This is a genomic window from Pontibacter sp. LHS2 (assembly GCF_058932845.1).
Genome location: NZ_JBZYWG010000003.1, coordinates 833479 through 845508, shown reverse-complemented (window position 1 = coordinate 845508; position 12030 = coordinate 833479). Strand labels below are relative to the sequence as shown.

Genomic DNA, 12030 nt, shown 5'->3' with positions numbered 1-12030 from the left:
CTATACCTTACCGTACTAGCTCTCTGTTCCTGTTCGCGTCAATCGCCAGCAGGATGAACAGGAGTATCGTAAACGACCACAGCGAAGAGCCGCCGTAGCTGAAAAATGGTAGCGGTATACCTACCACAGGCGCTAAGCCAATGGTCATCCCCACGTTGATGACGAAGTGGAAGAAGATGACGGAAACCACACAGTAACCGTACGTGCGGCCAAAGACGGATTTCTGGCGTTCAGCCAGGAAAACGATGCGCATCATTAGTAACAGGAACAGCGCGATCAAGACCGTGCTGCCTACCCAACCGTGCTCCTCACCAATGGTGCAGAAGATAAAGTCGGTACTTTGCTCAGGCACGAAGTCGAACTTAGTCTGCGTACCTTCCAAAAAGCCCTTGCCCCAGAAGCCACCGGAGCCAATCGCGATTTTGGATTGTGTCACGTTCCAGCCATAGCCCAGCGGGTCAGCCTCTGGGTTGATCAGTGCCTTGATACGGTTCTGCTGGTGCGGCTGCAGGATATCATTTACAAAGTAGTCTACACTAAACACCATAGTTACTACCAGCACGAACAGCGCGATCATGGTTTTGAAACGGCGCATCAGCCGATAATCCAGGAACATGGCCAGACCCATAAGGGCCGCTATACCTACGAGCAGGTATAGCTTAGGCACCAGCAGCGTCAAAATGAAAATAGCTGCCGCAGAGCCACCGATGATCAGAATGAGAGGAGACATGCCTTCGCGGAAGAATGCCAGGATGAAGGCTCCGAACACGAGTGCCGATCCTGTTTCATTTTGTAGAATAATGATCACAGCAGGCAAGAAAGTAATAGCTGCCAGTATCATCTGGTCTTTCATCTTTTGCTGGCGCAGGCTTACTTGGCTCAGATATTTAGATATGGCCAGCGCAGTAGCAAATTTAGCTAGCTCTGCAGGCTGCAGGCGGAAGCCGCCTCCCAAATCGAGCCAGGAGCGTGAACCAGCCACGGGATTAGCTACAGCCAAAGTAAATAGCAGTAGGAGTATAATGCCGCCATAAATAGGAAAAGCCAGGTGCTCGTATACCTTGTAATCGACTACGAGCAGTATAATCATCAGAATCACACCGGTTGCAATAAACGTGAGCTGCCTACCCGAGTTAATGTCGAAGCTAAAGATGTTCACCACATTATCAGGGCTGTAGACCACAGCGTAAATGTTCATCCAGCCCAAGGCTACCAGCACAAAGTAAATGAGCACCGTTATCCAGTCCAGGTTACCAAACACGCTGGTAGTCTGGCGACGGCTGCTAGGCTGCACAATCTTTCCCCCGAGTACACGATGTTCTGTTGTTGGCATACCTTATTTCGATTTAATGTTCAAATACTCACGGCTCAACACCCACTTCTCCTGCTCTTTGATCGTCACGGTATCTGTTAAGTACTTCTCGATCATCAGACCAGCAATAGGGGCTGCAGACTGGCCTCCCCATTTACCGTGCTCTACGTAAACCGCGATGGCGATCTTAGGATCTTCCTTTGGCGCAAAGGCTACGAATACAGCATGGTCAGGACCTTGTGGGTTCTGGGCCGTACCCGTTTTGCCACAAACGGTTATACCTACCTTAGCCAGATTGGCACGACGGGCAGTACCGGCGCGTACCACTTCAGCCATACCCTCAATGATCGGATCGAAATGGTGAGGCTTCACAGAGGTATAATGACGCTCATGGTTTTCTGCTAATGGCTTTCCGTCATCGCCGATCGAGCGGATGAGGTGCGGCGTCACGTAGTAGCCTTTGTTAGCGATGATTGCCATGAAGTTCGCCATTTGCAATGGCGTAACACCTAGTTCGCCCTGTCCGATACTAAGGGAGTAGATCGTGGAGTATTTCCAGCGGTTCTTACCATACACCCGGTCGTATAAGTCTGTAGAGGCGATAATACCTGACTTTTCTCCCGGTATATCGATGCCCAGCTTCTTGCCAAACCCGAAAGTAAACACATGCTCACGCCATTCTTTCAGGCCTAGCGAAGTATCAGTAAAGGTATTGGGGGACTTACCCTGGTTGATTAGAGCTTTGTAAGCCTGGAAGAACCAAGGGTTGCAGGAGTGCTGCACCGCTCCGTATAGGTCAAGTGGTGAGGGGTGTGGGTGGCAATTCACCAGCGACTTGTTACAGGCGTAGGTCGTGCGCGGATTGATCACACCTTCCTCCAGCGCGATGAGCGCCTGGGTGAGTTTAAAAATAGAGCCCGGCGGGTTACGGTCAGCCATAATCGGCCGGTTGAACATGGTCTTGTCAGGATCCTGCAGCAATTGCATGTAGTTCTTGCCGTAGTCCTTGCCAGTAAATAGGTTCGGGTCGTAGAATGGGGCTGAAATGTAGGCCAGGATCTCACCTGTCTTCGGTTCAATGGCCACAATACTACCTTTGGCGCCATTCATCAGGTGCTCACCATAAGCCTGCAGATCCAGGTCGATGGTGCTCACCATGTTCTGACCAGCTATGGAAAGCGTGTCATAAGCACCGTCCTTAAACGAGCCTTTGTCGATCCCGCGCACGTTCACCATTTTGTACTTCACGCCCCGTTTGCCCATCAGGTATTTTTCGTAGGCCATTTCTATACCTGCTTTGCCGATATAGTCGCCAGGGCGGTAGCCTGCATAGGTGCTGTCCTCGAGCTGTTTCGGGCTGATCTCGGCGATGTAGCCCAGCGCATGCCCCAGACTCTGGTGCGGGTAGCCACGGGCCGTACGGGCGTTGATGTAAAAGCCGGGGAAATCGATCAGGTTGTCCTGGATATGGGCAAAATCCTGCGTACTCAGCATCTGCTGAAAGATGGAAGGTTTCACCCAGGAATAAGCACGGGCTTTCTTGAAGCGCTCGCGGGCATCTTCCAAGGTGATGTCGAGCATGCTGGCCAGCCGCAGCGTGTCGATGTTACGGGCCTCTTTGGGCACGATCATCAGGTCGTATACAGGCGTGTTCTGCACCAGCAGGTCGCCGTTGCGATCATAGATCAGGCCCCGGAAAGGATATTGGATAACCGTCTTGATGGCATTCGTCTCGGCAGCCTGTTTGTAGCTGCTGTCCACGACCTGAATGTAAAACAGGCGAAGGGCGTAGACAATGCCTACTGCCAGGAATATCGCTTGTATGACGTATTTTCTGTTTTCGAGATAATTCATCTATTCGCTCTCTTAAGGGAGAAGAACAGTAATTGTAGGATAACCATAACCACACCAGTGAACAGCACACTCAGCAAAATCTTGGGCACTGCAGCTGATAATCCTTCCAGACTGAAAATTTCAAGCAGGAAAACCGCCGTGTGATGCGCCAAAATCAACGTAAGGGCATAAGCCAGAAACCAGCGCCAACCCATTACGTGTATGTTCACTGAATCATTGGTATCGTAACCATCGCGTGGTGTGAGAAGGTTCAATATCATGGGCCTTAAATAAGCCAGCAGTACGCTTGCCGCAGCGTGTATACCCATGGTGTCGTAGAAGATATCCACTGTAAAACCAGCAATGAAGCCTAAAAAGAGCAACAGTACCCGATTCATGTCGATGGGCAAAAACAGTAAGAAAGCGATGTAAATAAAGCTAAAGCCAGTACTAAAAAGCACCAGGCTGTCCATGAGTAGTATTTGCAAAGCCACAAATACCACAAACTGCACGATATGTTTTATGCCTAATCTGCTATTCATGGGCTTGTATACCTGTCTCTAGTTCTAAAGAATCCTGTTCCGGCTTTCTGGGGTTTTCTACCACATACACATAGGAAAGCTGGGCAAAGTCCACTGATAACTGCACCTCAATTGTGTAAAAGCTTTTGTCCAGCTCCCGTTCCACATGGCTGATGGTGCCGATCTTGATCCCTTCCGGGAATACGGTGTTGTAGCCACTGGTTACAATCGTGTCGCCAATCTCCGGCTTAATGTGTAGCGGAATGTAATCAAGCAGAGCAGTGCGGTAGTCGCCCCCTGTCCACTTGATGGTGCCGAATGTGTTGTCTTTCTTGATCTTGGCCGAAATGAGCATCTGCGAGTGCAGCAGCGAGGTTACGGTAGCGTAATGCCTCGACACGGTCTTAACACGGCCTACCACGCCATTGGGAGAGATCACCCCCATACCTGGTTTAATACCGTCCAGTGTCCCTACAGCCAGGGTCAGGTAGTTGTTCGTGCGGCGCACCGAATTGTTGATGACCCGGCCCGTGTGCAGGATGTAAGGTTCGGTTTTAGAGGAATCATTGGCCGCAAAGAACGTGGTGTCCAGCAGGTCCGTGCTATCCGATTCGGCTTCTTTTCGGTAATACATGAGCTCCTGGCGCAGGACGGCATTCTCCTGTGCGAGCGTGCTGTTGACAGACGCTAGCCGGAAGTAGTCGGTTACACCACTTTGGAACTCCAGTACACGTCCTACATAGGTGTTGGCGGAGTTGAACATGGCAGCCCCCTGATACGTGTTGTAGCGCACGATCAGGAAAATACACAGTGCCTCCAGCAGCACGAATATAAGGAACGCGCGGAACCGGTAAATAAAAGCAAATAGATTCCGCATGCGCTACTCTTAGGTCAGCAGGACGTTCTTAAAGCCTTCCAGATTTTTGATAGCCGCACCTGTGCCACGCACCACCGCTCTCAACGGATCTTCGGCGATGTGGATCGGCAGCTTGGTTTTAGCAGCCAAACGCTTGTCAAAGCCGCGCAACAAGGCACCGCCGCCCGTTAAGTGAATGCCGTTGTCGTAGATGTCAGCTGACAGCTCCGGTGGCGCGATTTCCAGCGCCTTCAGTACCGCTTCCTCGATCTTTGACACTGACTTGTCCAGCGCGATGGCGATCTCCTGGTACGTTACCTTGATCACCTTCGGTATACCTGTCATCAGGTCACGGCCACGAATCTCGTAGTCAGCTGGTGGGTTCTCCAGCTCAGTCAGAGCAGAGCCAACTTCAATTTTGATCTTCTCGGCAGAACGCTCACCGATCAGCAGGTTATGCTGGCGGCGCATGTAGTCAAGAATGTCTTTGGTGAACACGTCACCCGCGATGCGGATAGACTGGTCGCACACGATACCGGAAAGGGCCACAACAGCGATCTCCGTCGTGCCACCCCCGATGTCCACGATCATGGAACCGATCGGCTGCTCCACGTCGATGCCTATACCTATCGCGGCTGCCATTGGCTCCTGGATCATCCAAACCTCTTTGGCGCCTGCGTGCTGGGCCGAGTCACGTACGGCACGTTTCTCCACCTCCGTTATACCTGAAGGTATACAGATTACCATGCGGTGCGATGGCTGAAACAAACGGCGGCCCGTATCGATCATCTTGATCATACCCCGGATCATCTCCTCGGCAGCGTGGAAGTCGGCAATCACACCGTCTTTCAGCGGACGTATGGTCTTGATGTTTTCGTGGGTTTTTTCGTGCATTTGCATGGCATTGCGGCCAATGGCCAATACACGGCCCGTGGTGCGGTCCACGGCGATGATAGACGGTTCGTCCACCACAATCTTATCGTTATGAATGATAAGGGTATTGGCGGTACCCAAATCAATGGCTATATCGCTGGTAAGAAAGTTAAATAGTCCCATTCTTATTTTGTGAAGGCGTGCGGCTGCCTCGTTATATGTTTAATATACAATATTTCTTGTCAAAAACTAGCCGCAAAATTAGTGATTTTCAGCGGAATTAATAATGCTGGTGCGGAAGAGGCGAAAGTTTTAAATTTTTTTCTAACCCATTTAACATACAATTTTCTACATACTGCCCCTGATAACGCTTATCATCGGGTAAAAATTGGATAGCTTGTTTGTTTTCATCCTGTGTCGTCCTACAGGAAGTTGAGCTTACAATAGGGCTTCAATTTTCCCTTTCTGCTTAAGTTAATTAACAGCAGGACAGTAAAGATACTGAAATGCATCCAGCTTATAGGTATAACCGGCAGGTATAAAAAAAGCCCCATTCGCTAAGAATGGGGCTTTCTACACAGATGCTATACCTTAGTGCTTGAAATGGCGCACGCCCGTCATGACCATCGCCATGTTGTGGGCGTCGCAGTAGTCGATGGAGTCCTGGTCTTTGATAGAGCCACCCGGCTGCACAACTGCTTTTATACCTGCCTGGTCAGCGATTTCCACGCAATCCGGGAAAGGGAAGAAAGCGTCGGAAGCCATCACTGTGTTGCTGAGGTCAAAGCCGAAGCCCTTTGCTTTTTCGATGGCCTGGCGCAGGGCGTCTACACGCGAAGTCTGGCCAACACCGCTCGAAATCATCATTTTGTCGGTAGCAAAAACAATGGTGTTAGACTTGGTGTGCTTGCACACCTTGGCAGCAAATACCAATGCCTTTTTCTCCTCCGCAGAAGGCTCACGCTTGGTAACTGTTTTGAAATCAGCTTCAGTTTCGGTTTTCAAGTCTTTGTCCTGCTCGATTACACCGTTCAGGAGCGTCTTGAACTGCTTGGCTGGCAACTCAACCGGCTTCTGCTTGAGTAGAATGCGGTTCTTCTTCGTGCGAAGCAAGTCGAGTGCGTCCGCGTCGAAATCAGGAGCGATCAGTACTTCGAAGAACAGCTTGTTCAGTTCTTCCGCAGCCCCCATATCAATGGTTCTGTTCGCGATGATTACGCCACCGAAGGCTGAAACCGGGTCTGTGGACAAGGCAGACAGGTAGGCTTCTTTGATGGTTTCGCCGGTAGCGCAACCGCAGGCATTGGTATGCTTCAGAATGGCAACAGCCGGTTCTTCGAATTCTGCACCCAGTGCTACGGCAGCGTCCACGTCTACGAGGTTGTTATAAGACAGCTGCTTGCCGTTCAGCTGCTCAAACAGGTCTTCTAGCTTGCCGTAGAAAGTGCCTTGCTGATGCGGGTTCTCACCGTAGCGCAGTGGTGTAGCTTCACGTACGCTCTGCTTGAATACATTGATATCCTGCTCTTTGCTGAGGTAGTTGAAAATATGCGTGTCGTAGTTTGAAGAAATATCGAACGCTTTGGCAGCGAAACGCTTGCGGTCTGCCAGCTCTGTTGCGCCATTCTTCTCTTTCAGCAAGTCCACTACCTCGTCGTACTGCTCGCGGGATGATACGATGAGCACGTCCTGGAAATTCTTGGCTGCTGCTCTGATCAAAGAAATACCACCAATATCAATCTTCTCGATCACATCCGCCTCTGAAGCCCCCGATGCCACAGTCTCCTCGAATGGGTATAAGTCTACCACCACCAGGTCAATCGGAGGAATCTCGTACTGCTCACGCTCGGCCAGGTCGCTTTCGTTGGCACGGCGGTGCAGAATGCCGCCGAACACTTTCGGGTGCAGGGTCTTCACACGGCCTCCAAAAATAGAAGGATAGGCAGTCAGGTCTTCTACGGCCACTACGTCAGCACCCTGCTCTTCCAGGGAGGCTTGTGTGCCGCCTGTGGAGTAGATGGTAACGTTGTGCTGCTTCAAGAGCTCTACCAGTGGCTCGAGACGGTCTTTGTAGTAAACCGAGATAAGTGCGGATTTGATTTTGACAGATTGCATAGGGTATGGGTTCTTAATGTGCTATATCTTTAATGTGTTTATATGCCAATACTCGCGCAACGTACCTGACTTGCGCTAATGCTTTTCAAGTATGAGACGTTCCACTACTTCTGGCAAATATTTGTGTTCCAGTTGCAGCACGCGGGCGGCAAGGTCTTCCGGGGTGTCGCCTGGATAAACAGGGCAGCGCTCTTGCAGCACAAACTCGCCCTTGTCGTATTCCTCGTTCACGCGGTGGATGGTTATGCCTGACTCCTTGTCGCCAGCCGACACCACTGCGGTGTGCACGTTAAGGCCGTGCATGCCTTTGCCACCGTATTGGGGCAGCAGGGCAGGGTGGATGTTGATGATGCGATCAGGGAAAGCCTGCAGGAAGTTCTGCGGTACCAGCCACAGGAAACCTGCCAGCACGATGAGGTCAGGCTGGAACGATTGCACCTGCTCCAGTACTTTGCTGGAGTTGTAAAACTCGTCACGGGAAAATAAAAAAGCCGGGACGTGGAAGGTCTCGGCTCGTTTTAGGGCATACGCTTTCGGGTTGTTGGCAAACAGGGCGGCCACACGAATGTCTGGGTGGTGCTCGAAGTACTCCATCAGGCGCTGTGCGTTGCTGCCCGAACCCGAAGCAAAAATGACTATATTCTTTTTAGCTGTTCGTTCCAAAGTAAGGCTTTGTAATGAAGCTGCAAATATAGCGGGTTTGGGTATACAAGCCAGCAAAAGAATGCAGAAAAGCTATGGCTTTTATCGCTTAAGCTTACTTTCGTATACCTCTATCCACGTCTGTGGGGTCATCTTCGAGGCCAGCTCACCGATCAGCGCCAAAGGCACATGCTCGGGCTTTTTAAAACGAATACAGCTCTTTCCCATATCCAGCTTGGTTTTGCTATGTCTCGGGTATTCTTCCCTGAACCAATTGAGTAAACTTTCATCCGCATACATGCCCATATGGTAAACAGCGATGTGATTCTTCTGCGAGGCGATGCCCATGAACGGCAAGGGCTGCTTCGGGTCGCAATGATAACCGGCCGGGTATAGCGTGTGCGGTACCGCGTAGCCCAGCATACCATAGCCCATCACCTCTTCAAATCCCGTAGGTAGGTTCTCGAGAATCACTTCTCTTAAGTCGTGTATGATCTGCTGGCGTGCTTCAGGCAATTCGGTTAGGTATAACTCGGGGGTAGGGGCGGTTGATTGCATGGGAGGTATAGCGGTTATGTTATTTTTCAGTCCACTGCCGGAAAGCTGCGGCATTACGTTTGCTTTTATAATATGAAATTGGCTATCTGCAAACTTTGAAGCGACGATGTTAAAGTGCTTAGCATAGCTTTACAATAGTTTATTTTGAGTAACGAGCTGTTGTAGGCGCCACATACCAGTCAGTTTACTACCAGTATTTCTCGATCGCCACAGCTACTCCGTCTTCTACGCTTTTAAGTGTAATCTCATTAGCGATTGCTTTTACCTCTTCGCGAGCATTACCCACGGCTATCCCCATACCTACGGCCTGCAGCATGTCGATGTCGTTGTAGTTATCGCCGAAAGCCATCACCTCTTGCATGCCAATGTCGAAGCGCTCTTTGAGCAACAACTCAAGGGCGGTGGCTTTTGATATGGCACGCGGCGCAATCTCCAAGTAAGTGTCTTTAGAGCGATACGCGTGCACCTGGTCAGCAAAGTTGCTGGTCAGCTCATTTTGCAGCGCGTCAATTTCATCGGCAGGGCCCATGCACATGACTTTATGTGCTCCGGTTTCTGCCTGATGCCAACTTTGAAGGATGTGCTCCAACTCAGCCTGTTCTGGTCTTACCTTCGTGTTGCGGGCTTCCCGCTCAGCCCAGTAATCGAATGCAGGTACATACCAATTGTCCTGCGCATACAAACTCACATGTGTGTCAGTGCCCTGCGCAAAATCGTGTATGGTCTGGCAAACCGTAGCTGGAATCTGCACTGAATCCAATGGCAAAGCTTCTGTTTTGCCGTCCTCAAAACAGATAACATAACCCCCGTTAAAGCAGATAAGCGGGTGGTGCAGTATGTTAAGCTCCTGCTGCAAGTGGCGCATGGCGGCGGGCATCCGAGACGATGCCAGTATAACAGGAACGTCTTTCTCTAAACTTTGAAAAGTATGAATAGTGCGCTGTGACAGTTGACGATCGCTGTTAAGCAGTGTGCCGTCTATGTCGGTGCATATGGCTCGAAATTTCATGCGAGGGTATAATAGCTGATAAAAGGCTGCAAGTTACAGGTATACCTCCCCAAATACTAATGAAATCAGGAGCTGGACTGCTGCTTCGCCTTCAGCGACCACGTAAACCGAAACTCCGCCACTTTGTCTCCGCTCTCGTCAGTGCCTTTACTGGTGGCAACCACTGTTACGCCGGCACCAGTAGCTTTGGTCTGGTCTGCTGCTGCCTTTATAATAGGGCCGTCCTCACAGGTAAAGGTGATTTTGCCCACTGCTTTCTTAGAGAAGTCTCCTTCCATGTGCACCACCAGCATCGACACGGCCGGCTCTGATTTATAGGTCTGCGCCATGCACAGCAAGCCTGTCGATAATTCAGCAGCCATGCTCAAACTGGCAAAGTAGATAGAGCCAAAAGGGTTTTTGTTGAGATACTTGTAGGGAATCGTCACTTCAGCCCGTTCCTCTGAAATAGAGCGCACCCGCAAGTCAGCCATATACGCCATAGGAAGCTTGGCCAGCATAAATAGCCGTAGCTTGTTGGGGGAAGTAGCTAATTTGCGGAATTGGTCAGCAGTGGACAGGGTGGTTTCGGCCATAACAAAGGTTTAGATACAAATTCTGCATACGAAATAGAAGGTGTCGGGTATAGCTTTAACTTATACTCCTACCAACTGACTTGCCGGCTGCAGCTCGCATTTATTACATACGCCTTGCACACAAAACCGAAATTCCTCTATCCGATAGCCTTCTGGCAGTCGTAGTGTGGGTACGTATACCTCGTTCAGGCAGTAGGTGTGTCCACAGGTAGTACAACTGAAGTGAATATGATCGTGTTGGTGCCGCTGCCGGCTGCATGCTTGCTGGCAAAGCGCATAGCGTGTAATGCCGTCGGTGCTCGGGATACTGTGCAGTAAGCCATGCTCCTCAAATGCATGCAAGGTACGGTACAGTGTGACCCGGTCAAACTGTGGGCCAAGCTGCTGCTCAATTGCGGCATGTGCCAATGCGTGGCGATGTTCAAGAAACATGCGAAGCACCTCAATACGGCACTTCGTCTTCCGAAGCCCATAAGCTTCGAGAAACTGGTGAAGTTTGTTCATAAGATAGGGTAGGTTCAGGTACGGTAATCCACTTAATAGAAAAGCGGACTATGTAAATAACAAAAAGCAATTATAAAACGCAAGCTCTAACGGCTTGGTAATCCGTTGCTTTCGGTTTGTTAGTCTAGATTTGTACACTGAATTATAATCCAACACTCCTTCAGCCCATTTTTTGAGAGGAATTTTATTGGGAGTTCTGCCATGAGGGAATGGTTACACTGGGAAAGGCTAACCCCTTCCTGAGCTTGCAGGATATACAGGTTTATGAAAGCACAGCAATGGCTGAATTAGTGGGCTCTGGTGATACGTTTGAGTTGAATCGAGCCATTTGGAATAGGCCCACCCCAGACCGCGAAATAATACTGGGATTTTATGTTGGTCAGTTGATCAGCAGCATCGACAAGATGCCGGTCAGCATGATCAACTTACCGAGGTTGCTCAGGAAAGTGAAGTCACGTTTGCGGTCGGCCCGTACTAGCTTTACTATCATCCAGATACTCGGGACAAGTACCAGTAGCAGCATGTAAATATCGAATCCTATACCTGTCACGGGGTGAAAGATGACAAGCAACAAGAACGCCTGAAACAGTGCAATAATCGGGTACAGCACATACTTGGCGCGGCGCATACCTAACACGATCGGAAGTGTGCGACAGTCAAAAGAAGCGTCACCACGCACATCTTCCATATCTTTGATGATCTCCCGGATAAGCGATATCAAGAAGGCAAACACAGCATAGCTAATGGTGATATTATTTAGTACACCTGCATACACTGCCACGATTAGCAACATAGAAGCCGAGAGCAGCGCAATAACCAGATTGCCAATCAAAGGCATTTTTTTGAAGGTAGCAGAGTAACCCCACAGCAGCAGAACAGCGCCTACGTTTATCAGGCCTACCGGCAACGAAAGCCAGAAACCAAGCGCAATGCCTATAAATGAAAGTACCATGTGTGTAAACATAGCTGGCCTTCGGCGTATAGTTTTGCCTACCACCACCCGGTCCGGTTTATTGATGGCGTCTATTTTGATGTCGTAGTAGTCGTTGATGATGTAGCCTGCGGCGGCAATGCATACCGTGGAAATCGTCAGCAGCAGAAAACCAGACTGGGCTATACCTGAAAAATTCACGCCCTTACTGAGCAAACTAGCTTGCACCAGCGCCTGACTCAGTATGATGAGTAGCAGATTCGGGAAGCGGACAAGGTATAGGAAGTCTTTCAAGACAGGA

At 50.1% G+C, this 12030-nt stretch carries 12 protein-coding genes; all 12 read right to left on the bottom strand.

Annotated features, from left to right (window positions below; all coding sequences use genetic code 11):
- Positions 1-7 precede the first annotated feature (7 nt).
- Entirely contained in the window at positions 8-1333 is a 1326-nt protein-coding gene (rodA, locus tag AC5FX6_RS17075) for a rod shape-determining protein RodA (protein WP_493598168.1), read from the bottom strand.
- A 3-nt stretch (positions 1334-1336) separates the two neighbouring features.
- A complete protein-coding gene (gene mrdA / locus AC5FX6_RS17070; protein WP_493598167.1) occupies positions 1337-3166 on the bottom strand; it encodes a penicillin-binding protein 2 in 1830 nt (609 codons plus the stop codon).
- A complete protein-coding gene (locus AC5FX6_RS17065) occupies positions 3163-3687 on the bottom strand; it encodes a hypothetical protein (RefSeq protein WP_493598166.1) in 525 nt (174 codons plus the stop codon). Before AC5FX6_RS17065 ends, mrdA begins: the two co-directional genes overlap by 4 nt.
- Positions 3680-4543 carry a rod shape-determining protein MreC gene (mreC, locus tag AC5FX6_RS17060; RefSeq protein WP_493598165.1) on the bottom strand — a complete coding sequence of 288 codons (864 nt, stop codon included), beginning with the start codon at positions 4541-4543 and terminating at the stop codon, positions 3680-3682. The genes AC5FX6_RS17065 and mreC overlap by 8 nt, the downstream gene beginning before the upstream one ends.
- A gap of 9 nt (positions 4544-4552) precedes the next feature.
- Positions 4553-5578, bottom strand: a complete 1026-nt coding sequence (locus tag AC5FX6_RS17055; RefSeq protein WP_007652384.1) for a rod shape-determining protein — start codon at positions 5576-5578, stop codon at positions 4553-4555.
- A 408-nt stretch (positions 5579-5986) separates the two neighbouring features.
- Entirely contained in the window at positions 5987-7510 is a 1524-nt protein-coding gene (gene purH, locus AC5FX6_RS17050) for a bifunctional phosphoribosylaminoimidazolecarboxamide formyltransferase/IMP cyclohydrolase (RefSeq protein WP_493598164.1), read from the bottom strand.
- Between the two features lie 75 nt (positions 7511-7585).
- Positions 7586-8173 (bottom strand): phosphoribosylglycinamide formyltransferase, encoded by a 588-nt coding sequence (gene purN, locus AC5FX6_RS17045; protein ID WP_493598163.1) that lies wholly within the window; start codon positions 8171-8173, stop codon positions 7586-7588.
- Positions 8174-8254: 81 nt separating this feature from the next.
- Positions 8255-8710: a DUF1801 domain-containing protein gene (locus AC5FX6_RS17040; RefSeq protein ID WP_493598333.1), complete on the bottom strand. Its 456-nt coding sequence runs from the start codon at positions 8708-8710 to the stop codon at positions 8255-8257.
- 187 nt (positions 8711-8897) lie between these two features.
- Positions 8898-9719: a Cof-type HAD-IIB family hydrolase gene (locus AC5FX6_RS17035; RefSeq protein WP_493598162.1), complete on the bottom strand. Its 822-nt coding sequence runs from the start codon at positions 9717-9719 to the stop codon at positions 8898-8900.
- 65 nt (positions 9720-9784) lie between these two features.
- Entirely contained in the window at positions 9785-10294 is a 510-nt protein-coding gene (locus AC5FX6_RS17030; RefSeq protein WP_493598161.1) for a PaaI family thioesterase, read from the bottom strand.
- A 60-nt stretch (positions 10295-10354) separates the two neighbouring features.
- Positions 10355-10798: a Fur family transcriptional regulator gene (locus AC5FX6_RS17025; RefSeq protein WP_493598160.1), complete on the bottom strand. Its 444-nt coding sequence runs from the start codon at positions 10796-10798 to the stop codon at positions 10355-10357.
- 379 nt (positions 10799-11177) lie between these two features.
- The gene (locus AC5FX6_RS17020; protein WP_493598159.1) at positions 11178-12023 is read right to left on the bottom strand and encodes a geranylgeranylglycerol-phosphate geranylgeranyltransferase; all 846 of its coding nucleotides are present in this window, start codon (positions 12021-12023) and stop codon (positions 11178-11180) included.
- Positions 12024-12030 lie beyond the last annotated feature (7 nt).